The sequence below is a fragment of the Peredibacter starrii genome (assembly GCF_034259205.1).
GTDB lineage: Bacteria > Bdellovibrionota > Bacteriovoracia > Bacteriovoracales > Bacteriovoracaceae > Peredibacter > Peredibacter starrii.
The window spans coordinates 2,873,514-2,897,113 of record NZ_CP139487.1 but is presented as its reverse complement, the minus strand read 5'-3'; the positions used below and the strand labels follow the sequence as shown (position 1 = coordinate 2,897,113).

The 23,600-nt window shown below is 42.1% G+C and carries 21 protein-coding genes and 1 tRNA gene; 15 read left to right on the top strand and 7 right to left on the bottom strand.

The genetic code is table 11. The annotated features are described in order from the left end of the window. Window positions 1-19 precede the first annotated feature (19 nt). The 3 genes from SOO65_RS14425 (at window position 20) to SOO65_RS14415 (ending at window position 3,141) form a co-directional block, all read left to right on the top strand. Window positions 20-325 (top strand): HU family DNA-binding protein, encoded by a 306-nt coding sequence (locus SOO65_RS14425; protein WP_321391465.1) that lies wholly within the window; start codon window positions 20-22, stop codon window positions 323-325. A gap of 63 nt (window positions 326-388) precedes the next feature. Further along, on the top strand, window positions 389-1,042 hold the full coding sequence (locus SOO65_RS14420) for an NADAR family protein (protein ID WP_321391462.1): 654 nt from the start codon (window positions 389-391) through the stop codon (window positions 1,040-1,042). A 152-nt stretch (window positions 1,043-1,194) separates the two neighbouring features. After that, on the top strand, window positions 1,195-3,141 hold the full coding sequence (locus SOO65_RS14415) for an ATP-binding protein (RefSeq protein WP_321391460.1): 1,947 nt from the start codon (window positions 1,195-1,197) through the stop codon (window positions 3,139-3,141). Here SOO65_RS14415 and SOO65_RS14410 read toward each other — a convergent pair. From SOO65_RS14410 to SOO65_RS14400, 3 genes are read right to left on the bottom strand one after another with little or no spacing between them, the layout of a single operon-like run. Further along, complete coding sequence (locus SOO65_RS14410) at window positions 3,116-5,098, bottom strand: hypothetical protein (protein WP_321391457.1); 1,983 nt, start codon at window positions 5,096-5,098, stop codon at window positions 3,116-3,118. The genes SOO65_RS14415 and SOO65_RS14410 overlap by 26 nt on opposite strands. Before the next feature lie 15 nt (window positions 5,099-5,113). After that, entirely contained in the window at window positions 5,114-6,472 is a 1,359-nt protein-coding gene (locus SOO65_RS14405) for a cytochrome P450 (RefSeq protein WP_321391453.1), read from the bottom strand. 9 nt (window positions 6,473-6,481) lie between these two features. Continuing rightward, complete coding sequence (locus tag SOO65_RS14400; protein WP_321391451.1) at window positions 6,482-7,354, bottom strand: fatty acid desaturase; 873 nt, start codon at window positions 7,352-7,354, stop codon at window positions 6,482-6,484. 89 nt (window positions 7,355-7,443) lie between these two features. On the opposite strand from SOO65_RS14400, the gene SOO65_RS14395 reads away from it, so the two are divergent. The 11 genes from SOO65_RS14395 (at window position 7,444) to SOO65_RS14345 (ending at window position 19,026) form a co-directional block, all read left to right on the top strand. Further along, window positions 7,444-8,172 carry a helix-turn-helix transcriptional regulator gene (locus tag SOO65_RS14395; RefSeq protein ID WP_321391448.1) on the top strand — a complete coding sequence of 243 codons (729 nt, stop codon included), beginning with the start codon at window positions 7,444-7,446 and terminating at the stop codon, window positions 8,170-8,172. Between the two features lie 40 nt (window positions 8,173-8,212). Then, window positions 8,213-10,036, top strand: coding sequence for an amidohydrolase (locus SOO65_RS14390; RefSeq protein WP_321391447.1), 1,824 nt, complete (start codon window positions 8,213-8,215; stop codon window positions 10,034-10,036). Further along, on the top strand, window positions 10,021-10,638 hold the full coding sequence (locus SOO65_RS14385) for a YoaK family protein (RefSeq protein ID WP_321391445.1): 618 nt from the start codon (window positions 10,021-10,023) through the stop codon (window positions 10,636-10,638). The genes SOO65_RS14390 and SOO65_RS14385 overlap by 16 nt, the downstream gene beginning before the upstream one ends. Window positions 10,639-10,646: 8 nt before the next feature. Next, window positions 10,647-12,029, top strand: coding sequence for a cardiolipin synthase (gene cls / locus SOO65_RS14380; RefSeq protein WP_321391443.1), 1,383 nt, complete (start codon window positions 10,647-10,649; stop codon window positions 12,027-12,029). Between the two features lie 88 nt (window positions 12,030-12,117). Next, window positions 12,118-13,065, top strand: a complete 948-nt coding sequence (locus tag SOO65_RS14375; protein ID WP_321391440.1) for a hypothetical protein — start codon at window positions 12,118-12,120, stop codon at window positions 13,063-13,065. Between the two features lie 61 nt (window positions 13,066-13,126). Beyond that, the gene (locus SOO65_RS14370) at window positions 13,127-14,305 is read left to right on the top strand and encodes a hypothetical protein (RefSeq protein WP_321391436.1); all 1,179 of its coding nucleotides are present in this window, start codon (window positions 13,127-13,129) and stop codon (window positions 14,303-14,305) included. Window positions 14,306-14,315: 10 nt separating this feature from the next. Continuing rightward, window positions 14,316-15,065, top strand: coding sequence for a ferritin-like domain-containing protein (locus SOO65_RS14365; RefSeq protein WP_321391433.1), 750 nt, complete (start codon window positions 14,316-14,318; stop codon window positions 15,063-15,065). A gap of 46 nt (window positions 15,066-15,111) precedes the next feature. Continuing rightward, window positions 15,112-15,267 carry a hypothetical protein gene (locus tag SOO65_RS14360; RefSeq protein WP_321391430.1) on the top strand — a complete coding sequence of 52 codons (156 nt, stop codon included), beginning with the start codon at window positions 15,112-15,114 and terminating at the stop codon, window positions 15,265-15,267. A 301-nt stretch (window positions 15,268-15,568) separates the two neighbouring features. Beyond that, complete coding sequence (locus SOO65_RS14355; protein ID WP_321391428.1) at window positions 15,569-17,239, top strand: S9 family peptidase; 1,671 nt, start codon at window positions 15,569-15,571, stop codon at window positions 17,237-17,239. Then, window positions 17,232-17,411 (top strand): DUF3606 domain-containing protein, encoded by a 180-nt coding sequence (locus tag SOO65_RS14350; protein ID WP_321391425.1) that lies wholly within the window; start codon window positions 17,232-17,234, stop codon window positions 17,409-17,411. Before SOO65_RS14355 ends, SOO65_RS14350 begins: the two co-directional genes overlap by 8 nt. 109 nt (window positions 17,412-17,520) lie before the next feature. Then, window positions 17,521-19,026, top strand: coding sequence for a YiiX/YebB-like N1pC/P60 family cysteine hydrolase (locus tag SOO65_RS14345; RefSeq protein ID WP_321391422.1), 1,506 nt, complete (start codon window positions 17,521-17,523; stop codon window positions 19,024-19,026). Here SOO65_RS14345 and SOO65_RS14340 read toward each other — a convergent pair. Beyond that, entirely contained in the window at window positions 18,991-19,746 is a 756-nt protein-coding gene (locus tag SOO65_RS14340; RefSeq protein WP_321391420.1) for a hypothetical protein, read from the bottom strand. The two genes, SOO65_RS14345 and SOO65_RS14340, sit on opposite strands and share 36 nt — an antisense overlap. Window positions 19,747-19,763: 17 nt before the next feature. Continuing rightward, window positions 19,764-20,537, bottom strand: a complete 774-nt coding sequence (locus SOO65_RS14335; RefSeq protein ID WP_321391417.1) for a hypothetical protein — start codon at window positions 20,535-20,537, stop codon at window positions 19,764-19,766. A 166-nt stretch (window positions 20,538-20,703) separates the two neighbouring features. Here SOO65_RS14335 and SOO65_RS14330 point away from each other — a divergent pair, with 166 nt between their 5' ends. Further along, window positions 20,704-22,698, top strand: a complete 1,995-nt coding sequence (locus SOO65_RS14330; protein ID WP_321391414.1) for a PAS domain-containing sensor histidine kinase — start codon at window positions 20,704-20,706, stop codon at window positions 22,696-22,698. Window positions 22,699-22,748: 50 nt separating this feature from the next. Here the strand turns inward: SOO65_RS14330 and SOO65_RS14325 are convergent, their stop codons facing one another. Together SOO65_RS14325 and SOO65_RS14320 are read right to left on the bottom strand one after the other, a co-directional pair. Further along, window positions 22,749-23,363, bottom strand: a complete 615-nt coding sequence (locus SOO65_RS14325) for a hypothetical protein (protein WP_321391411.1) — start codon at window positions 23,361-23,363, stop codon at window positions 22,749-22,751. 155 nt (window positions 23,364-23,518) lie between these two features. Next, window positions 23,519-23,596: transfer RNA gene (locus SOO65_RS14320), tRNA-Cys, on the bottom strand. Window positions 23,597-23,600 lie beyond the last annotated feature (4 nt).

The window sequence follows — 23,600 nt, the reverse complement described above, 5'->3', positions numbered from 1 at the left end:
CCCGTAACAGGAGTGGACAATGACTAAAGCTGATTTGATTGCCGTGATTGAAAAACAAGCAAACCTTCCTCATCATCAAGCAGAGAAGATCGTGAACATCTGTTTTGATAGCATGATTCAGGCACTATTCGACGATGAACGAATTGAAATCAGAGGTTTCGGTTCATTCGCAAATCGTAATTATAAAGCTTATGAAGGTCGTAACCCGAAGACTGGTAAAGTTGTGAAGGTAAGTCCAAAGAAAGTTCCATTCTTTAAAGTTGGTAAAGAACTTAAAGAGATGGTGGATGAAGGTAAAGATAAGTACGTCATTCGCGAAGCTTAATCGCTCATAAAACCCCGCTTCGGCGGGGTTTCTTATTTGTGCTCACAATGCTAGTTTCAAAGCATGAAAGCACTTCTAATTCTCGTTCTTTTAGTCCCTTTCATCACTCTGGCCGAGACCTATCCTCGTGAATGGTGGGTTGAAGTTCCTCGCTCCGAAGCTGCTAGTTGGGAAATTCTCCCGCAAGACGCTAAATCCGGTGAAGTCATTCTTTCTAAAAGAACCGAATTAGGCATTTTTTCAAATTTTGGTGCAACTCCATTCATTCTTGATGGCAAACGATTCGCTTCAGTCGAAGGACTGTGGCAGTCGATTAAATATCCTGATCCGGCCATCTCTAATGATTCTCGTTTTCAGATCAAACAATGGGCCTTCACTCGTGCGGAAGTGGAGAACATGATCGGAACTGATGCCAAGAACGCTGGAAATCTTGCAAACAAGATCTATTCTCAATTCAATCTAAAATTTGTTAATTGGGGAGAACACTTCTTCGATTACGTTGATCATGCTGAAGGTTCTGCTTATCACTATGACCTTATTAAAAGAGCGCTCCGAGCAAAGCTGGATCAAACGCCGGGCCTCTGGAATCTTCTTCTAAAAACAGGTTGTCTCACTCTGAAACCGGACCATAAAGCGGGTGCAAATGAACCCGCTTCTTACCGCTACTATGAGATCTACATGGAACTCAGAAGTGAGAGGCAAACTGACTGCCATTAGCAATATACCTCAAGACTAAAACTTCATCGTTTCCTCTAAGAAGAATGAAAAAAAAACATCCTTAAGATTTCTTATTCTTAAGGCTATATGAAATCTATGTTCACAGCGTAGATTTTCATGTAATTCCCTCTGAAACCGATAAGCTTATACAAATGAAATGGTGGAAAAATCTCTCAGTATCTAAAAAACTTTTTGGAGTCATTGGCTTCATGGGGTTGATGATTGCCGTTGTGGTGATCATGCTGGTCTTCGCCTTAAAAACAATGAGTGCAGTACGTGCATTCGTTGCGGGCGAAAGTGACTGGTCAAAAGGTCAGAAGGATTCTCTCTCTGCACTTCAAAATTATCTCATCACCAAAGATGTAAAATTCTATCGCATCTATCTTGAAAGAATTGATGTCCCACTTGGAGATCAGCGTGCTCGTCTTGAAATGGAGAAGAGACACATGAATCCTAAGATCGCGGCCGACGGACTTATTCGAGGTAAGGTTCACCCAGATGACATTCCTGAAGTGATCAAGTTCTACCGACGTTTTCATCAGGAACAGCATCTCGTTCAGGCGGTGAAGGCATGGAGAAAGGGTGATGTTTACATTGATGAGATGGAGTCACTTGGTAAAGAGATCTATAATAAGTATCGCCAGAGTGGAGAGTATTCACCGAAAGAATTTAATGTCATTCTGGAGAGAATTTCTGATTTAAATGATAATTTTACCGCCGTCGAGACTGAATTCTCCAAAAAAATAGGTGCCGCCTCTCGTTGGTTAGAAAATGTCATACTGTGGCTTCTGGTCACATCTGTCATTTTGATTCAAGGTTCAGTTGTTCTTCTGACCTTCTCATTCAGTAGCAGTCTTACTCGCGCTCTTAAGCAGTTTAACTTTGTGACGACCGAGGTGGGGAAAGGGAACTTCAGTGAGTATGTTGAGGTCAATTCAAAAGACGAATTGGGGCAGCTTGCAAACTCAATCAACGAGATGATTGTTAATCTTCGTTATCAAATTCATGAACGTATACATGCTGAAGAAAGTGAAACGAAGATGAAAAGACTTGCGAATTCGATGCCTCAAATCGTTTTCGTTCTGGATGCTAATGGCGAATGCCAGTTCTACAATGCTCGTTGGTGGACCTTTATTGGAATGACTCCGCAAGATCCCAAAACGGTGAAGTTTACAGATTATATTCACCCTGATGATAAACCTCTCGTGATGCATAACTGTCGTGAGGCCCTGAGTGAACACCGTACATATACCGGTGAATACCGCTTAAGAGATAGAAAAGGGAATTACCGTTGGTATCTTGAAAGATGTGTGCCGCTTTTAGACATAGACGGCAAAGTTGTTCAGTGGTTTGGTACGGCCACGGACATTCATGATTTGAAGTTTGCTCGTGAAGAACTTCAAAAAGCGGTAAATATCCGTGATGAATTCTTATCAGTTGCTTCTCATGAATTAAAAACTCCGCTGACATCACTGAAGCTTCAGTTCCAGTTACGTAAGCGCTACATCGACAAAGGTGAGATCGCCCGATTTACGCCTGAAAAAATTCATAGCATGACTATGGATGATGAAATGCAGCTGAATCACCTGGTAAGACTTGTTGATGACATGTTGGATGTTTCCCGTTTAAGAACAGGGAAATTCAATCTTCAGCCTTCAAAATTCAACATGACCTTGATGTTAAATGAGGTCCTGAATCGTTTCACACCTCAGATCCAAGAGACCGGCTCGGAAGTGTCATTAGATGCTCCTTCTGAGTTGGTTGGAAACTGGGATCGCTTCCGTTTAGAGCAGGTTTTTACTAACCTTCTGACCAATGCCATGAAGTACGGAAACAATAAACCCATTAGCGTTCGTCTGATTGAAGAGGATAATCGTGTGAAGCTTATGGTGACAGATCAAGGTCGCGGTATTGCACCTAAAGATGTTGAAAGAATTTTCGAACAATTTGAACGGGCAATCGCTTATCACGAGGTGAGTGGTCTAGGACTTGGCCTTTATATCACACGACAAATTGTCATAGCCCACAATGGATCAATCAACGTGAGCAGTGAAATTGGGAAGGGCACAACCTTTACTGTTGTCCTGCCAATGGTCTAGTGCGCTTCCTGAATGAATACTTAAAAATGATTTTAAGATAACGAGAATCAACATTTCTCGCCATTGCCGCCATTCGGATCGAGCAATAAAAACTCACTGTAAAATTGAAGAAGCCAATTGTAAGGACACTTAAAACCATATTCAGCATGGTCGGCCAGTCTCTCAGAAAATCCCATTCCATACTATTAAGAGCGAGTGTGATGGTACCGGTCGCAAGAGTCACGTGGCGAATATCAAGGGGCAGACCAGAAAACTTACCGATAATGATTGGCGTCGCCAATAAAAATGCAATCGACGTATTACCCGCAATCCCGCCCATGGTAGCGGCGAATTGATCGGCCATGGAATTTACATGTACTTTTCCGAAAGCATTCTTAAGAAGAGTATTATTTCTGATCGCCTCTGGTATTTCTCTAAAAACAAGCCAGTTCTCAACCCATCCTGCTACCACACTTGAGAGCCATAAACAGACGCCTGTAAGAATAGCAAATGGGATAGTGAGACTGGTAAAGATATTATGCTTATCAATCGTAGAGGCCGCATAGTCTGCAGTCATAATATGATGACCAAAGAGATAGACCCATGCCCAATCAACCGCAATGGTAACAGGAATAACCAGTAATAGGTTTCCGAAAGTCGTCAGTAATTGGGAGTTAACAATCTTTTTTACTTCAGAGGTCACTTCATCTAATTCTTTTGTTTTCATGAAAGATTCAAACTTTCTTGAAAGGGCAGAAGCGAGATAGGCCGGCTGTTTACTTGAAAGGGCCAGATGCCATTTCTGCATGGCCAGGAAACCGAAAGCATAGTTAACAAAGAAAAAGAAACCTTCGAAGAATAAAGGTAAGTGGAAGGCCCCGATATAAAATTTCACTACGGCCGTGAAAGTTGTGAGAATACCAGCCAAGGCAGCGGCGATAAACAGGGTCCGCTTCTCATCCTTTGTGGTCGCGATATAGTGATCCCCTTTTTCTCCGGCCCGCTCAACAATTTTTCTGGTTAAGAGATGAAGGTTCTCACGGATATAGTCATTCACACTGCGACTTTTTAGTTCATCACGGACCAGACGACCGATAAACTGCCCCGTCATGACTGGGCCCGCTTCTCTTTCAAGATAGATGAGCATCTCAATACGATCGAGGATCGAGCTGATCTTCTCGAGCTTAAAGATGAGGTCCACCGAAACTCCGGTCGCTTCGATATTATTGCGAATAGTTTGGAGATCCAGGCGGGAAGCAGATACTTCCCTCAAAATGAGCTCATCATCTCTTTGTTCACGGTTAATCGCGCGGTTCAGACGGAGAAAGCTTGAATCTGTGAAACGCTTCTTGTCGAGTCTTCGACGAATGTCTTGGTCGGTACCAAGTGACGCAATCTTTGCACCAAGAATAATCATGGCCTCGATACGATCGTTTTTAACTGCATCGAAGCTAATTGAGTTTTTATGAGCAAACTCTTCAAAAGCAGGTAGGATATTTTTAAAGGAAGTTTCTATCCAGATGGCGTCTTCTTCCGCAGCAAATAGATTCTTGAAAGTTTCCGAAATGTCTTTTTCAGTAAAAGTATCTGGTAGAGAATTTTGAACCATACGATTGGTTAGCTCTACAAAGAATCCAGGTTTCTCTGAAATTCCAATTAAACAATATAGTCCAACAGCTCCCCCTGGAACCATAAGCTCCTGGAGAGTACTTGCCAGATGCTGGGCCTCTTCAGGATGACGCTCAAGAAACTGGAACAAGAATTTAAATCTTAGATCCCGCGAGTGGACATAGCTTGGAACTCCTTCTGGTGGAGGAGACTTAACCGGTAAGCGTATCCAGTCCATAATAAGGCCAAGGGCGACCATTCTTTCTTTGAAAGTATATTTGGGATCCAACTCAGATAAATGAGTCGCTAGATCTGAAGGAGTGAGATCACTTGAAAGGGCACTTTTTATCTGACGAATGAACTTTAGCATGGAGCTATTTTATGCTTATTTGCGCTTTATCGCACGAACATTCATACCGCCAACCGGTTTTAAGCTGACAGAGGCCACCTCTTGAGGAAGGTCAGTATGAATGAGTTCGAAAGAAAAATGTTTAATTAATTGATAGAGAATGATCGCCATCTCGCTCATGGCAAATGCCTCAGCGATACATTTTCGAGGACCTTTTGAGAATGGCAGATAGGCAAATGACTTTTGAGTTTCCGCAGAAGCAAATCGTTCGGGATTAAATGTTAGGGCATCTGCAAAGTTCTCTTGGTTTCTTTGGATCACATAAATCGGAATTACCACATTTGTATTTTTAGGGATGGTATAAGGGCCAAGTGTATCAGTCTCGGCGGTCTTTCTGGATAGTACCGGAAATGACGGATAAAGACGCATGGATTCCATGATGATCCATTGAAGGTAAGGAATATTCTCGAGTGAGTTCTCGGAAATTAGTTTGTGCAATTTCTCCTGAATTTCTTGATGCTTGGCCAAAAGACCAATTGTCCAGGTAAGCGAGTGGGCCGAGGTCTCGTGTCCTGCAAGCAGCATGGTTAAAATCTCATCGTGAAGCTCATCATCACTTAAGCGGTCTTTGGTTTCTGGATCAACGGCGTGAACCAGTCTTTCAAGAACGCTTGAAGGATGAGAGTTTTGTCGTCCTTTTTCTTGAAGAATCAATTTATTCACGATGGTGCTTAAATTTTTATAATGACGATGAAATGCTTCATTCTTCTTAGTAGGTACCCAATAAGGAACTGGGAAGAATTGAAAGATCCTCTCGTAGGTGACAAGTGACGTGAAGTGAACTGCCTCATTTACTTTATGGGCGTCTTCTTTACTAAGACTGACCCCGAGTAAAGTATCGCAAGCGATTTTGAAGGTGAGAAACTTCATCTCTTCACAGACATCCATCTCACTTTTGCCGCTCCATCCTGAAATATGCTCAAGACAAAGCCTCTCAAAGTTTTTATTGAAGCTTTGAATCGCCTTGGCATTAAATTCTTTAGCAATGATTGTTCTAATTCTTAGCCAAGATTCGTAATCATTGTTAGTGGCAAGACCATTTCCAACTACGGCCCGAAGTTCTTCAATCTGTTCGCCCTTGATATAACTCTTATGATTTTCCACTAATACTCTGCGAGCAAATTCCGGAGAATAGATAATGATGGAATTCATGGGCCACGGGAAACTGCCGATGTCTCCATAATCACGATTTACCTTTGTGAATGCTCCGAGAATGTCTCGCTGAAAGAATTGAACGTAATGGAAATAATCAATTCCTCGAGGTCCGGGAATTTTTGAGAGATCAACAAATGATAGGGCCTTGGTGAAGGCGGATCGTCTGTTCTTATTGGCCATGAATTAATGTTACACTTTGTTTTTTTGTCCTTCACCCCAAATGTTGTGAAGATCAAAATATCGAGCGATAAAGTTACCATTATAAGCGGCAGCCTTATGAGTTGGAAGGGTCTCCTGGGCGAGTTTCATTGGGTTAAAAACGTTAAGCCTCATGTGATGGCTCTTATGAAAGTAACCCCCGAACGTAATGTAATTAGCGACCTTGTAGTAGAGGTTGTGATTTAAGTTCACCATCTCAACCGTCCCGTCTTCCAGGTCACGGTGACAAACATAATTAATGTGAGCAAGAATCGCTACGTTACTTAAGAAGGCCGGAACGTAGAAGAACAAGAACAATGTTTTTCCAAATAATAGGTACCAAAACGTCAGCTTCAGCACGAGATTCAGATGAAATACTACCGTCTGAGTATTCATGATGAAAATATAATTCTTCGTCTGGCCATGCTGAATAAAAAGATACTTCTTTGCCACCACGATCATATAGCGCATAGGTGCTGATAGGAATTTAAGGAAGCTCATTCCCTTAGGATTCACTGGATCAAGTTCATCATCAGAGTACTGATGGTGGAGGAGGTGAACGAGAATAAAATTTGTAAATCCATAAAGAACCCACGTTCCACAAAATTCTCCCACAGCTCGGTTTATAAATTTATTACTTACGTTCCCATGTGAGGCGTTGTGAATAAACGAGGCCACCATACATCCGAATACGAGGGCCACTGGCAACACCGCTAAACCCAGGGATAGGTTTACTGAATTTAAGTCGCGAACAAAGTAGAGTATCGAGATGAGTAACGCAAAAACCACCATCTCAATGAGATAGACCCTAAGGAGATACATGGGGTCCTTTTTGATCTTTAAGTAGGTTTGTGAGCTAGTCATACCGAAATCCTGCACCATGCGTAAAAATATACCAATACCGTTTATAAAAGATCCAAATTCTGGTACTATTTATTACAAAAGGACCCAAAATGGCCAACGTTAGCTATGAATTAGTGATGGCAGAGCTTAAAAAAGCTCTGAGAAGACAAAATACCTCTTATGCCGAGCTTGCCCGGCAAATGGATCTGCCGGAATCGACCCTCAAAAAGTGGTTCAATGCGGATGATGGGTCTTTCAATCGCATTAATATGATCTGTCAGGCCATGGGTCTTTCGGTTTTTGGGGTGATTAAGAATGCAGAAGAACAAAACGTTCAGACATTTACTTTTCATGAGGCCCAGCAACAACACTTTTTAAAAGATAAGAAGTCTTTCGTGGTTTATTGGTTGTTAGTTTACGAGAGAAAGTCTGTTGATGAAGTTATGCAAAAACTTGAGATGGATAAGGACGATATTAATAAAATTCTACTACGCTTAGATCGATTGGGGTTAGTACAATTTGGTGCTGAAGATTCTCTAAGAGTTCCGAAGATGAGACCCATTCGGTGGAAGTTTGAAGGCACGTTTATGACTGAACTCCTTCGAGACTGGGTCACAAAACTTTTTAAAGACAATCTTATGAATAAGAAAGGTTCTGCTCTTATGCTGCAGTTCTTTCAATTGACGCCACAATCAGAAGATGAATTCAGAAGGGAAGTCGCTCAGCTTGAAGAAAAATATGCTCGTCGAACAATTTTAGAGCTTAATAATCCTACTCAAAAGTTAAAACAAATTCGTTATATCTCTGCTCTGGCAGAAGGAAGTTTTGTCGACGAATAACTTCATTTCCGGGTATGATAATCTCCCTGGAGAAACTCGAATGAAAGCAGATAAAATTTTTTATAATGGATTAGTAACAACAATGGATCCTTCTAAGCGTGAAGCAACTGCAGTTGCAACACTCGGTGGAAAGATCATTAAAGTCGGCAGTGACAAAGAAGTCATGGAGCTTGCCGAAGCATCAACACAAAAAATTGATCTTCATAAGAAGCGTGTGGTTCCTGGACTTATTGATTCTCACATTCACGTCATCCGTGGTGGACTGAATTATAATATGGAACTTCGTTGGGACGGCTTAGAGTCTCTGGCCGATGCCCTCCGAATGCTTAAAGAACAAGCACGCGTTACTCCAGCTCCACAGTGGGTTAGAGTGGTTGGTGGCTTTACCGCTCATCAGTTCAGAGAAAAGCGTCTTCCGACCTTGGAAGAGATCAATGAAGCTTCGCCAGATACTCCCGTCTTTATTCTTCATTTATATGACCGCGCTTTACTTAATCGTGCCGCATTGAAAGTTTGTGGTTTTGATAAAGACACGCCTAATCCTCCGGGTGGAATGATTGAAAAGGACTCGAAAGGCAATCCAACCGGAATGCTACTGGCAAAGCCTAATGCCTTGATCCTGTATGCGACATTAGCAAAAGGCCCAAAGCTCCCTCTTGAGTATCAGATCAATTCAACTCAACACTTCATGCGCGAGCTAAATCGTCTTGGTGTCACGAGTGTGATCGATGCGGGCGGTGGCTTTCAAAATTACCCAGAAGACTATGAGGTCATTGATAAGCTCGCAAAAGAGGACAAGCTTACTCTTCGGATTGCTTACAATCTGTTTACTCAAAAACCTAAAGAAGAACTAGCAGATTTTAAACGTTGGTCTGAGATGCTTAAACCTGGTGAAGGGACTGATATGTACCATCACAATGGCGCTGGCGAGATGCTCGTATTCTCAGCAGCAGATTTTGAAGACTTCCGCGAACCTCGTCCTGATCTTGCTGCCAATATGGAAGAAGATCTAGAGAAGGTGGTGAGACTGCTGATTGAGAAACGCTGGCCTTTTAGAATGCACGCAACTTACAACGAAACGATTGAGCGGGCCCTCAACGTTTTTGAGAAAGTGAATAAAGATACGGCCTTCAATGGTATTCATTGGTTCTTTGATCATGCTGAAACGATCAATCAGAAAAATATCGATCGAGTGAAGGCATTGGGTGGTGGTATCGCCATTCAACACCGCATGGCCTATCAGGGTGAATACTTTGTAGAGCGCTATGGAAGAGATGTCGTGAGAAATACTCCACCTGTAAAAGACATGTTGAAAACTGGTCTACCTGTAGGAGGTGGAACTGATGCGACCAGAGTCGCCAGTTACAATCCTTGGGTGAGTCTATACTGGTTAACGACCGGGAAAACTCTGGGTGGAATGGTGATGTATCCAGAAGAGAGACTTCTTGAAAGAGAAGAGGCCTTGAAAGTTTGGACATTGTCTAATACATGGTTCTCAAATGAAGAAGGCAAGAAGGGGATGATCAAAGAAGGAATGTTCGCCGATTTAACTGTCTTATCCGATGACTTTTTTAAAATCGATGCAGAAGAAATTAAAAACATCACGTCTCTTATGACTGTGGTGAATGGAAAGATCGTCCATGGGGATGATGACTTTAAAACTCTCGCTCCCGTCCTTCCTCCGGCCATGCCAGACTGGTCACCAGTTCGTACCTTCGGTGGATACCAGGCAAAACGCTTCATGGTCCATCCCACTGAAGTAAAAAGCTGCTGTCCCCAGCACGAGATGCCGAAACTTAGAAGAAACTCGATTGAAGAAGCTGTCTTTGATTGGGGATTGGGGTGTTCATGTTGGGCGTTCTAGATCAGAGATTCTTTTTATGGATACTAGCTTTCTCTGCCGGTTTCATTGATACCGCTACCTTTATTGGTGCTGCTGGAATTTTCTCCGCTCATGTGACAGGTAACTTTGTGGTCTTCGCTGCCACTCTTGCATCCGGACATCACGCGGGCCTCTCTAAGCTTGTGACTTTTCCATTTTTTGTCGCAGGTGTTTTGATGGTGGGATATTTCAATGGAAAGCTTTGTAAAAAACGTGGCTTCTTTTTTATGATCTCAGGCCTAGTGATCCTAAGTGGAGTAGGTCTGATTTTCTTCAAAGATGGAACAAGCTTCTATGCTTGTGTCATGGGACTGGTCTTCGCCATGGGGATGCAAAATGCGGCCCATAAAATTTTTTTGAAAAATACTCCGACTTCAACTGTCATGACAGGAAACGTGACTCAGTTCTTTCTTGATTTGATTTCTAAGGTAAAAAGTCCTATTTATTTTTCGACTATTGAGATGGTTGTCTCATTCTTTGTGGGCTGTGTTGCAGCGGCCTTATGTGGAATTCAATTTGGTATCGTCAGTGTTATTCTTCCAGGAGTGCTCTTACTCGTCTCATCAATTATGATTAAAGACTAGGTAGGTTAATGGTCATTCGACTGGAAGAAAGTACAGTTGTCATCATCGTTATCTTTCACATCCTGGGCGTTATTGCCGCTTTCTATGCTTTATTTCAGTCGAGGACTCCCCAAGGAATGGTGGCCTGGGCAATTGGACTAGTAACGTTTCCTCTCATCGCGCTTCCCGTGTTCCTGCTCTTTGGAAAGCGTCGACCATCCGGATATCTTGAATTTGATGTATTAAAAGAATATCCCATCAACAGTCACGACCTTGTTAAGCATTTTGAAAACAAAGTGGATTTTCTCACTCTGAGTGAGCATCCCTATATGGCCGGTAATGACATCAAGCTTTTGATAGATGGAAAGACCACTTTTCATAGCATGCTTCAAAGTATCGACGAAGCCAAAGAATACGTCCTTCTCCAGATGTATATCTTCCGGACCGATGCAGTCGGAAAGAAATTCGCAGAGGCCCTTTCCAAAAAGGCACGGGAAGGTGTGAAGGTTTATCTTCTTTACGATAATCACGCCATATTCATGAAACCTTCTGTTTTAAAAGAATTAGAAAAAGCGGGAGTGAAGTTTGGAAGTCATAGTCCAGGTAAGAGAAGCAAGTTTTATCTGAACTTCAGAAACCACCGGAAACTTCTTATCGTGGATGGAAAGGTCGGTTACTGGGGAGGAGTGAACATTGGTCTTGATTATGTTGGGGCCCTGCCGGAAATCGGCTATTGGCGAGACACCAATGTGCGGGTGACTGGTCCCGCAGTTATGCTTGGGCAAACTGAATTTGCTAAAGACTGGAACTGGTCTAAAAAAGATAAATTAGATGTCCGTTGGGAAGTGGCCGAACCAACAGGGAACACTTCACTTATCATTCACAATTCTAATCCTATTGGCCCTGAGGCGATGAATCTACTTCAACATGTGGAGATGATTAATTCTGCAAAGGAACGAATTTGGATCGCTAATCCTTATGTCGTTCCTCCCCAACAAATCATGGATGCTCTATCGATAGCGGCGATCAAGCATTTGGATGTGAGAGTCATCGCACCTTTGAAGAGTGATAATGATTATGTTTCAGGTGCGGCCGAAATGTATTATGAACGTTTACTAAAATATGGGATTAAGGTCTATCGCTATCAAAAGGGAATGATGCATCAGAAGGTCATGCTGATCGATGATAAGCTGGGCATTGTGGGATCTTCAAATCTAGATTTCAGAAGTATGTTCATTAATTTTGAAAATGGGATCATCACCAATGATAAGAAATTTCTTCTTGAGCTAGAAGCGATGTTAAAGCAAGACTTCAATGATTCAATTGAAATGGCGCTGGAAGATTATAAACTTCAAAGTTTCTATAAGAAGTTTCGTACAAGAGTACTCAATGCATTTGCCCCTATCATGTAGCATTTTCAGCTACAGAAATGTTATCAATTAAGTTTACAGGATTTTGGCAGCTGTTAAGATTTTATTCATGTATAAAAAAATAATTATAATGTTACTTGTGGCGTCAACAGCTTCGGCTATGGACATTTATTCTCGTGTCTATGTTGCTAAGACAGATACGACTCTTACATCCGTGTTTGATGAAATCAAAGCGACACCAGAAGAAAGAGAAGAGATCCTTCGCTTAAATCCTCAGTTAAGAAGAATGGATCGAATTTCTGCCGGTACAATTCTTAACCTCACTCTTTATCGTGGGACTACTAACACTGTCACAAGCAATCTAAAAAAGCTCAAGGTAGAAGATAAAAGAGTAGTGGAGAACACCTTGTCGGTTGGTGCTTTGCTTACTCTTGATTCGGTCAAAACTGGTCTTAACAATGATGCTGAAATTCAAACCAGCAACCGTTCTTATGGGGTCGGAATAAATTATGAAATTCCACAGAATTCATTCTTTGGACTAAATCTTTTTTCTCAGCTCACCAATGTTGATTTTGCCAATGTAAAAGTTAAGCAACAAACTGGCCAAGATAAAACCATTGATGGAAACGAAAGCCGTTTCAACTACGATGTGGGAATTAAGGGCATGTTCAATCGAACCAGTTTAAATAATCGATTTGCGGTCTTTCTTTCTCGTAAAGTGGATAATTTATACGACTACAGTAAAGATAAGACTTTTTATTCCAACGATCCCTCTGAATATGTGGCCATCAGTCGTTTTGCTGGATGGTGGTCAGGAGCTGAATTCACTCAGATATTGCCCTTTAAAAAAGTTCCACTTGAAGCTGGTATTGGTTACAGCTTTATTATGGACGGTAACGTGACTTCGGAAGACAGTTCTAAGGTCAGAAGTTTGAACGGCTCCAGAAGCTCGCTTTCTCTTACCTGGCGAAATTCAGACGCTCAGGCATTTGGAGTCAAGTATCAAAACTTCAGCTACCGATCTGAGTTTAATACTACAGTGGGAAGTTTAGGGATTTTTGCAGATTTTAAAATTTAGTTTTTATATTTAGGTTTCATCTTTGCAGTTCTTCTTAAGTCATCTCACTTAAGGGGGAACTATGAGTATTGATTTATTTAGAGACAAAGGTGTTTCACTCGATAAACAGCGCTTCACTTGGAAAGATTTAGTCCAGAAACCAATCAGCAAATTAAATGATGATGCGTTCACTAGAGTACGAATAATACTCATGAATGGCATTGAGTCTGAAGCAAATAGATTTAGTCACGCCTGCTCCCGAATGAATAAAGATCTACAATTGCCATTGGCAAAAATTCGGCGTGTAGAACAACATCAACAAACTTTAGTCAATTGGCTTCTTGGGGCAGATCATTCCCCATTGGAGACCACGATTGGGTTTGAGCAAGTGGCAATTGAAGTCACGGCCGCTGTTGCGCAAAAAGAGCCCGATCCCTATCTCGCTCAAGTGTATCGATATGGTTTGTTGGAAGATTTCGATCATATGTATCGTTATTCTGCTTTGATGGATCGATTGGAAGGAAAAGACGCCAATAGTATTCTTCAGGGCTATACAGACATTGTTCCTGGCCGACCAACCATGTTTGAGCATCGAGACCCGAGTGATGAACTCAGAGAGGCCTATGATAGAGAGAAGGCAGAGATGCTTTCAAAGTTTCATGCTCTCACTATTATGGCCGGTGAAAATCAAACTCATGATTACTATATGACAATTGGGCCGATGTTCTCGGATCCAACTGCAAGACAATTGTATGCGGAGATCGCTTCGATTGAAGAGCAGCACGTGACCCAATATGAATCAATCATTGATCCGAACGAGTCCTGGCTTGAAAAGTGGATGATGCATGAAGCGAATGAGGTCTATAACTATTATAGCTGTATGACCTTTGAAACTAATCCTCGCATTAAGGCCATCTGGGAAAGATTCCTTGAGTATGAACTGGGTCAGCTTCATGCAGTGATGGAACTCTTTAAGAAGACAGAAAGAAGAGATCCTGCAGAGATTCTTGATCAGAAATTACCATCTCCTATTGAATATAAGAGTCAGAGAGAATTCGTTCGTGAAGTTCTTCGTGAAGAAGTGAATCTGCGAGTTAAGGGTGATGAATTTGTGGGCCTTAACGAAGAAAGTCGTGCCACCATTCAGTACCGAGACTATATGAACTCCGAGGGCTGTCCGACTGAGATCGTGACTTCGGGTTACGTCTGGAAGCCAGGTACTGAGCTTGCGAATTTAGAAAACTTCAACATGAAACAATAAGAGGTGACCCATGAAGGATTTAATCAATTCAAATCAAGGTATCAATCGCACTGGAATGATGTCTTCTTTGGTCGACTCTCTTGAAACTAAAGAAGGTGCAGAAACTCTAACATCTCCGTCGGCCGGTTTTAGTTCTGAACTAGGGGAGAATCGAATTCGTTATATGCGTGAAGCGGAACCGATTGGTTCAATGCCGAAGCCTGGCAAAACCAAAGGTCTCTTTTCAAATGCTAAATCTAAGATGAGCCCGAGTAAAACTCTGCTCATGGATAAGCTTGGCGAACGACTGGCCTTTGAGAGAAGTGGTGTTCGTCTGTATGAGGCCCTTCTGAGTAAATACCACGGCAGTCCAAATAAAGAGATACTTCCGCCTCTTGAGCAATTAGAGCACTTTTACGAGGCGGAGTTAAATCACTTTACTCTAGTTTCGGATGTAATCCTGGAATTAGGTGGAGATCCTACCGCAGTAACACCTTCGGCAGACGTGACCGGTGTCGCTTCATGTGGTTGGGTGCAGGTTATCGCGGATCCAAGAACGACGTTCATGCAATCTCTAGAAGTTATTCATATGGCCGAACTGGTGGATAACGCTTGTTGGGAACTTTTGATTGAACTTGCTCGCAATAATAATCTCGAGCAGATTGCGTCGTCTTTCGAAGAGGCGCTTGAAGAAGAGCGCGAGCACTTGGAAAACGTTACGAACTGGCTTCGTGGAATGAGTCAAAGTGATGAGGCCATCTCTGAAATGCTTCTGACGTAATTCTTGGCAATTTTGCCAAGGCATAAATCTCACAAAGGAGATCTATATGAATCAGACACAACAAGGCGAAAACGAGAGACGTGAACAACAAAACGCTAACCGGAATGAGAACCGGGAAGAGAAACGCGATGAAAGACGCGAAGAGCGTCGTGACGAGAACCGTGATGAGAAACGCGAGGAACGTCGTGATCAACGTCAATAATTTGCAATCAAGGGATCTGCTTCGGCAGGTCCCTTTTGAAGCAGAAGATATTTATAAATACAAATTGATCTATGATCTTCAAGTTAGCCCAATCTCAGATGAGGTTCTATTTGAAGTGAAGACACCCGATAAGGAAATGGATGATTCCATTTCCAAAATTTGGATAGTCTCTCCTCATCGCAACGGCCCTCAGCAATTAACATTTGGATCGTCTTCTGATAGACACGTTCGCTGGTCTCCAGGAGGAAGTAAGTTTGCCTTTCTTTCCAGAAGAGAAGATAAGAAACAACAAATTTTTTTAATGAATAAAAATAGCGGTGAGGCCCATCAACTGACTCATCTAAAGGGAAACATCACCGCATTTGAGTGGGGACCTGAAGGAGATGTCATCTATGCCACTTCGATTGTGGAGTTGGAGGAGCGTCCTGAAGATATAAGTCCTGCAGAATGGCGTAATCGCCCTAAGGTGATTAATATTCAACGTTATAAATCTGATAACGGAGGATTTCTCCTGCAGAAGCATACACATCTATTTAAAATTGATGTGGAAACAGGATCTGCCACTCAATTAACAAATGGAGAATTTGATGTCACAAGCTTGGCCGTGTCACCTGATGGGAAGAGTCTCTGTTTTTGTCGTTCTCGAACTGGTGATGATTCATTTAAATCTGACCTATGGTCCATCAATCTAGATACGAATGCCCAAGAGCAAATGACCTATGACATACCTTCAGCAATGACTCCGAACTGGTCGCCTGACAGTAAATGGCTTGTTGTCGTTGGTTCTACTGAACCTGGTAGATCCATCATGTGGCCATGGTTAGTAAATGCAAAGAACAAAGAGATTCTTAAAATTGGCGATGGAGAGGCGGAGGTCTCAACGTTTCCATTGGCAAGTTCATCTCCAGTTTTTTGGTTAAATGACTCTAAGGCCTTTTACTTCACGTTAGCAAGAAATGGTCTCAGCGAGGTGGCCAAAGTTGATATCGATAATTGTGATATTGAAGTTATAATTTCTGGGGAAAGACAAATTTCTCTTCTTCGCGGTAACTCTGAAATACTTGCTTATTTATCGACTTCAATCGATGAACCTGGAGACATTTATATTTCTCCATTAGATGGTTCTAGCGAAAAAAGGCTAACTGAATTGAATGCCGATTGGTGGAAAAAGAAATCAGTACCAAATGTTGAAAAAAAGATATTTGAGGTTGGTAAAGGGAAGAAAGTTGAGGGATGGTTGATGACTCCTCAGGAAGCAAACGGGAAACTTCCATTGTTGATTGATGCCCATGGTGGGCCTCATAGTATGGTTGAGTTTGGTTTTTCTTATCATGTTTACTGGTATCTATTGGCCTCAAGAGGGTGGGCCGTCCTGGCGCTAAACCCTGAGGGATCCGGAAGTCACGGACTGGGTTTTGCTGAAGAATTAAGAGGGCGATGGGGAGAGAAAGACTTTTCTCAATACATGGAGGCGATCAAGATTCTTCAAGATGAAAATATTATTGATGATCGATTGGCAATCGCCGGAAAATCTTATGGTGGCTTCATGTCTGCCTGGGCAATTGGACATTCGGATGACTTCAAGGCCGCAATTGTTTCTGCGCCGGTAGTTAACCTTGAGTCTCATTACGGAACTTCTGATAGTGGATTTTATGTTGATGAATTCGACATGGACGCGGATATAAACCACTATCGTGAAATTTTTCGAGAGCATTCTCCTATCACCTATGCGGCAAATGTAAAAACGCCGACACTTATTCTTCAAGGTGAAGAAGATCAACGATGTCCGGTTGGACAATCAGAAGAATTCTTTTCTTCGATTGCAAAAAACTGCCCTGCTGAACTGATCTTATATCCTGAAGAGCACCACGATTTGGCCGAGGCGGGAAAGCTTTCACATAGAGTTGATTATCATCAAAGAATTGCTGATTGGTGTGACAAATGGGTAAACAAAGGAGGACATTATGTCTGACGATAAAAGCCAAAGACGCCCTCAGGACTCGCAAAGAATTAATCTAAGTGAAGATTATGAAGTAAGTTATTGGACCAAGGAACTCGGGGTTAGTCGGGAACATCTCGAGAAGATTGTGAAAAAAGTTGGTCCGATGGTTTCAGCTGTTAAAAAAGAAATCGGGAATAGATAGTTTATGAAAACCGTCGTCTAACAAGATATTGCAATTAGCAAATCCCGTTGACGGCGGTCTTGTGCCCCTGAAATGATCTAAGCATCAACTCAAATCAAGGATGATTTTGATGTTAAAGCGAGGATCGCTAGTTTTAGGGGTAGTTCTATCTTTATCTGCCTTTGCTCAGAATGATTATTCCACTCATGCAGGTGGATTGATGGATGAAGGACTTGAGATCACTGAGTCCATTGTTGAATTCCTTGAATCAAGACCCTGTGAATTCGGAATTCGTTCTGATTGTAATAAACCACTTTCATTAAAAGACATTCATACGTTGAAAGATATGTTCAGACGTCTCGACGGTTGGAATAAGGACACATTTGGAGACATTATCCCCGCCACTGATCATCTTCGTGGTTTACCGGTAGAAGTTGCAACGGGACCTTTTTCAATTGTAGAGAAAGGGAAAGGACTCAAAAAGTATATTAGGGTAACTCTTAATCCTGTGGAAAGAACGTCTCAGGCCTTCTTAAATGATGTTCGTATAAATGCCGCTACAAGTTTGTTTATGTACGACAGCCTCTTCAAGCTTTCGGGAGTGATGAGTAGGGCAACGAAGATCAGATCTATTCTTGAAAATGACATGGGACCTGATTCATCTATTTTAAAAGACCTCTTTTCAAATGGAATGAAACAAAATCTTTGGGCCAATACTCAAAATCATCTGATTATTCTGAATAAATTCGCAAGTTATTCGCCGGATTACTTTGATACATACATCGCTGGTTCATTTACCGCCGGGAAAATCAAGGACAAGGATTTTCTTTATCGTATGAAGAGTGTGCTGGTTCTTGGGGCCATGATGTCCCAAACTCAACTCGGGAATACTTTTGAGAAGATCGCTTTTAAGCTGAGTCAGATTTTCGGAAATACAGTAGGTCAGGTTCAGTCTCGCTCGGGAAAACTATTAAAGTATGCTTCGGATGCCACTTGGATGAAGAAGATAAAATCAAAGCTTCGCCCACTTGATGTTCTTCTGGAGAAAACACCTTTCCGATTAACGGATAAATTTATTCCTGGTCATTATGGGCATGCGGCTATTTGGCTTGGCTCCCCAGATGAATTAGTTAACTATCGCGTGAGTTATCAGGGAAAAGAAATTGCTCTACTTGATCATCCGGCGATGTTTCCTCATCTTGAAAAAATCTCTCAAGGAAAGCTTGTCCTTGAGGCCCTTCGGGAACCGGGTGTAACAATGAACACTCTCGAGCATTTCATGGATATTGATGATTTCCTGGTTCTCCGCTCAAATCAGGTAGGGAATCATGGAGAGATGATTCTTAAGGCCCTCGAGCAATACGGGAAACCATATGACTTTGGGTTTGATGTTGAAACTGAGTCGTCAATCGTTTGTTCAGAACTCATCTATATGGTTTATGATCAACAGGAATGGCCAACAGAAAGAAGTGCGGGCCGCTATACCATTAGTCCTGATCACGTTGCAGTAAAAGGGACGAATGGATGCTTTAATCCGGTTGTCATGTTTCACGACGGGTTAGAAGTTACCCAGAATCGTGAAGCAGAACTCGCGAAACTTTTAAACGGAATGAGTTCGAACGCTCGCTGCTTCTGATCTCACTTTAAGCATCCACCACACACCCATGAGACCGATGGCCGCAAGGATATGTTTCAGGGTGTGTCCACTCATCAGTTCATGGGTCCAGATGAAAACCTCTTTGTCTTTTACCTCAGTCCATTTCGCGAGACCGTAGAAAAGAAGGGTCACTCCAAACCAGCCTTTATGAGTGTAACGAGACGTGAAGGCGAGAAGAATTATAGGCACAGTTAGGAATGAACTAAATTGAACCCAGAAATAAAACCTTAAGTCATCTGTTGCGACCCACACGAGAACACTCACAAGACCCATGAGAAGGGCCCAGGGAAGAAGCTTTGTGAACTTAAATGAGATGTGTTCGGCAAGCATGATTACGTAAAGGGCCATGAACCCTGTGCTCATGGGCAAGCGGTCCCAAATCAGAGTGTAGTTATTTGGGGCCCAGTGATAAAAAGCCGAACCAGGTGCGACTAAAAGAATACTTACAAAGAAGGCGATCCAGGAATTTTTAACTGGAGAGTTGATCTTGCATGATTCTCTTAGACCTAAAATCCCAACGATCAAGAAAGCAAGATTCGAAAGCACATCCAACGTATTGGGAATGTTCCAAAACATTCTTTGATCCACAAAGAGATGATAGGAGAGTTCCTGCGGCATTGCAGGCTTGGTGAAAAAGAAAACGAATGTTGCGAAAGCTGTTCCAATGAGGAGAGCGTACTTAATCCATGGTTTTGCCATGGATTAAGATTACTCGATTAATGACCCAGAGGGAATTGTAAATTAAGACCCATAAACGTTTGAAAATTTGGTTGTCCATCACCTTCGTGCGCGATTGTCCACTGCGGTTCTACAAAAAGATTCATGATCGTACCGCTTTTGAGTTTCCAGACTTTGCCGGCCCCTGCACCAATCGGAATGTAATAGTGACCATTCTGCCAGTTAAAGTTCATGATGGCCGATGAACGGACATAGAAACTTTTGGGTAAATTGTAGATTAGGAAGGGTTGGAGAGTTGCGAGATTCTGAGTTGGTCTTTCACTTGGGCCCGCAAATGAATGTTGATAAGTAAGAAGTGCACCCATCATTCCCCAGTCACCTGGCTTAATCGCGACAGCTGAAGCACCGGCCTGCCATTTACCAGCACCCGTTTCATCTTCTGTTGCAGTCGGAAAAACAAAGTATGGGCCAATACCAAATTCCACACCATTTTTTGGTTTCATGAGAAAGATGTCAAAGATGTTAATGTCTCCGAATCCATTCACACCTTCATCTCCAACGCGAGGTACATTTTGATAGGGAATGGTCAGACGAGTGATCTGAGGAAGGCCTCCGATTTTTTGCGGTAGTGTTCCACGAGTTAAGAATGTGTTTGAAGTTTTATCAGAACCGAAGAGGGAAGAGGAGTAATAGTCTTGAAAATTCAATCCCAGCATTGGAGTGAGAGGATTGTTGGCAGTATTCATGTCTTTGGTGTCTGCCGCATTTGCAGCAAATGCAGATAGCATCAAAAAAGTAAAAAACAGTTTCACTCTATTCCCCCTTAGTCAAAATGCCGAAGGGAATGTTCATTAAGAGCAGAGAGTTATGAAAAGGGAGTATGCGGCGAAATTGGGCATAGGTCTTAAGATCTGTGCATTTACCTTCTGATCGCCCTCTGTTCCAATTTACATTGGTAGAATTTTAATAGGTGAGCCGATGAAAACTTTGCAGGAACTTGAATTCAGTACCGTGTTTCATGCTATGCCCGTTCCCTTCCTTGTGCTCAAAGCAAACTTCACGATTATTTTTGCCAGTGATTTGTATCTCCAGCTCACCCGAACAACAAACCAACAACTTCTTGGTAAATATTTATTCGATGCATTTCCTGATAATGCAGCAACTGGAGCTCATGGGGCCAAAATTCTTAAACATTCTTTGCAAAAGATGCTCAAAACTCTAAAGGCTGATTCCCTTGGAGTCGTTGTTTATGAAGTTTGGAATCCAGACTTAAATAAATTTGAGAAGCGCTACTGGAGCACGGTTAATTCGCCCATTGTAAAGAATGGAGAAGTGACCCACATTATCCATAAAGCCGAAGATGTAACGGATTTATTAGGAAATGTAGAACATATGCGCGGTCTTGAATTTAAGATCGCCACTCAAGCGGCCGAGATCAAAGACGCAAATATACGACTTCAGGAGGAGAAAGACACTCTTGAAAATCGGGTGGAAGAAAGGACTGAGGAGCTTACTCGAACTTCTGAACAATTAGAATTTATCGCAGACTCTATTCCAATTCACTTGAATCAATACGATTCAAGTGAACGTTTTATTTTTGTAAATAAGGCCACCCAAGACTGGTGGGGAATGCCTGCGAAAGACTTTATTGGAAAAACGCTACGTGAAGTTATAGGCGATGAAAAATATGCGGATTTTCGTCCTTTTGTTGAACGTGTCTTCAAGGGAGAAAATGTTATTCAGGAAACGTTCTTCAAAAACAAACAAGGCCGATTTTTTTATTTTATCAATGAATTTATTCCTCATTTTGATTCTCAAGGGAAAGTGGATAGCTTCATCAATATTGGTATGGATATGACCGAGCAGGTGGTGGCGAGAGAAAAACTTATAGAAAGCGAAAAAAGGTTTCGAGAATTGGCAGATTCCATGCCGCAGATTGTATGGACCGCCAATCCTGATGGGTATGTGGATTATTACAATCAGCGTTGGTATGACTTCACTGGACTTCCACCTGGCAGTGCTGGAAATGATTTATGGAACCAGGTCATTCATCCTGAGGATAAGGAGAGCTTATTCAGTGAATGGGACAAGGCCCTTAAAAGCGGGATCGTTTATGAATTAGAATTCAGAATTAAAAAAGCTGCAACGAATGAATACCAATGGTTCCTTTCAAGGGCAGTACCTGTAAAAGACAACAAAGGAATAATCATTAAATGGTATGGAACAAATACAAACATTCATGAACAAAAACAAATAGTGAGGAGCTTGGAAATTGAGCGAGACTTGAGGGAGCGATTCGTTTCGGCCCTTACTCATGATTTAAGAACACCACTGACTGCTGCCAGAATGGCCGCACAGTTACTCGCTAGAAAACTCTCTCAGGATCCTGACTTTCAAAAGTTCGCGATAAGAGTCACTGACAACATAGATCGCGCTGATAGCATGATCAGAGATTTATTAGACGCAAATTTGGTAAAAGCTGGTGAGAAACTTCCAGTAAAAATTTCATCTAGTAATTTGGATCGTATTGTGTCGAATGCCCTTGAGGAACTTTCAACCTTGCATGGAGATCGCTTCATTTATAACAAGCAAGGATCGTTCGATGGTTTTTGGGACCCAGGCGCCATGAGAAGGATCACTGAAAACCTTATTAACAATGCTATCAAGTACGGATCTTCGGGTTCTCCTATCACGATCAATCTGACGGAGGCCCACGATAGAGTTATTCTAAGTGTTCACAATAAAGGCTCTTATATTCCTCCTGAAGTTCAAAGTGGGCTGTTTGAGCAGTTTAAAAGGGCAGAAGAAGCAAAGAAAGGTGAGCAGCGTGGTTGGGGCATTGGCTTGAGTCTAGTAAAAGGTCTGGTAGAAGCACATCATGGACTGATAAAAGTTGAAAGTGATCCGCAGAGCGGGACAACTTTCATTGTGGAGCTTCCCCTTGATGCTCGGCCGGAGGCAACGCCTTTTTGAATAAGCACTGAGGGACAGGTGCAGGCCTGAACCTGCACCATATAGAGAAATTAAATTTTACAACGATCAACTCTGAAGTCGTAAGATTTAGAAACTTCTTTAAGTTCACCTTTCATTTTCTTAAACAATACGAGCGAGCAAACATTCATTCTACCATTCGTCTCATAATCCCATGCCGTTCCATCATTCATTAGCTTCAAAACGTATTCCCCACCAAGTGAATTTTCGAATTCTTTTGTGAGGTCAGCATTCTTACGTGTGCTAGATACATCTGCAATATTTCCGAAATTAGCTTCAGAGGCATATCCTCTCTCAATAGTTAAATAAACAACTACTGAACATGACTGTCTGTTTGTGAATCGATCTTTTTTTGGAGCTTCAATCGTGATTGAGTTCATGTGCTGGATAGTTGCTGATGCTGCATCATCCGAAGAAACTTGGAACAAAGTATTTGCTTCATTTACAACTGTAATTGCGTCGCCGAAGCCTTGAGGTTTTAGTGTTGAACAATAGAACTTAGGTGTCAGTTTAATTTTTGAGAAGTAAACACCAGATTGGTTTTCGAATTTCAGTTCAATCTTCTTAGTTGCGTTTAAAGTGGCAGAGGCCGCTTGCGCAAGTGTTGGAATTGAAGAGATCAATAAAACCGCGAACAACTTTTTCATAAATACTCCTTATAAGTATGGAGCGGTTATAGGCCTATGAATGGTGATGCTCAATGAGTGTGGATAAGGTAAGTGTTAATAGTGTTTACGAAAGTGGCCTGGTAAAGACACCCGTTTAAAATAAAAAACCCAGCGCAAGGCCGGGTTTAATTATTTGGAGGAGACGGGCGGATTTGAACCGCCGGCTTTACAGTTTTGCAAACTGCTCCCTTGGGCCACTCGGGCACGTCTCCAAAG

Coding starts and splice junctions, on each gene's coding strand:
- SOO65_RS14425 (WP_321391465.1), top strand. CDS start 20: ATGACTAAAGCTGATTTGATTGCCGTGATTGAAAAACAAGCAAACCTT.
- SOO65_RS14420 (WP_321391462.1), top strand. CDS start 389: ATGAAAGCACTTCTAATTCTCGTTCTTTTAGTCCCTTTCATCACTCTG.
- SOO65_RS14415 (WP_321391460.1), top strand. CDS start 1,195: ATGAAATGGTGGAAAAATCTCTCAGTATCTAAAAAACTTTTTGGAGTC.
- SOO65_RS14410 (WP_321391457.1), bottom strand. CDS start 5,098: ATGCTAAAGTTCATTCGTCAGATAAAAAGTGCCCTTTCAAGTGATCTC.
- SOO65_RS14405 (WP_321391453.1), bottom strand. CDS start 6,472: ATGGCCAATAAGAACAGACGATCCGCCTTCACCAAGGCCCTATCATTT.
- SOO65_RS14400 (WP_321391451.1), bottom strand. CDS start 7,354: ATGACTAGCTCACAAACCTACTTAAAGATCAAAAAGGACCCCATGTAT.
- SOO65_RS14395 (WP_321391448.1), top strand. CDS start 7,444: ATGGCCAACGTTAGCTATGAATTAGTGATGGCAGAGCTTAAAAAAGCT.
- SOO65_RS14390 (WP_321391447.1), top strand. CDS start 8,213: ATGAAAGCAGATAAAATTTTTTATAATGGATTAGTAACAACAATGGAT.
- SOO65_RS14385 (WP_321391445.1), top strand. CDS start 10,021: ATGTTGGGCGTTCTAGATCAGAGATTCTTTTTATGGATACTAGCTTTC.
- cls (WP_321391443.1), top strand. CDS start 10,647: ATGGTCATTCGACTGGAAGAAAGTACAGTTGTCATCATCGTTATCTTT.
- SOO65_RS14375 (WP_321391440.1), top strand. CDS start 12,118: ATGTTACTTGTGGCGTCAACAGCTTCGGCTATGGACATTTATTCTCGT.
- SOO65_RS14370 (WP_321391436.1), top strand. CDS start 13,127: ATGAGTATTGATTTATTTAGAGACAAAGGTGTTTCACTCGATAAACAG.
- SOO65_RS14365 (WP_321391433.1), top strand. CDS start 14,316: ATGAAGGATTTAATCAATTCAAATCAAGGTATCAATCGCACTGGAATG.
- SOO65_RS14360 (WP_321391430.1), top strand. CDS start 15,112: ATGAATCAGACACAACAAGGCGAAAACGAGAGACGTGAACAACAAAAC.
- SOO65_RS14355 (WP_321391428.1), top strand. CDS start 15,569: ATGAATAAAAATAGCGGTGAGGCCCATCAACTGACTCATCTAAAGGGA.
- SOO65_RS14350 (WP_321391425.1), top strand. CDS start 17,232: ATGTCTGACGATAAAAGCCAAAGACGCCCTCAGGACTCGCAAAGAATT.
- SOO65_RS14345 (WP_321391422.1), top strand. CDS start 17,521: ATGTTAAAGCGAGGATCGCTAGTTTTAGGGGTAGTTCTATCTTTATCT.
- SOO65_RS14340 (WP_321391420.1), bottom strand. CDS start 19,746: ATGGCAAAACCATGGATTAAGTACGCTCTCCTCATTGGAACAGCTTTC.
- SOO65_RS14330 (WP_321391414.1), top strand. CDS start 20,704: ATGAAAACTTTGCAGGAACTTGAATTCAGTACCGTGTTTCATGCTATG.
- SOO65_RS14325 (WP_321391411.1), bottom strand. CDS start 23,363: ATGAAAAAGTTGTTCGCGGTTTTATTGATCTCTTCAATTCCAACACTT.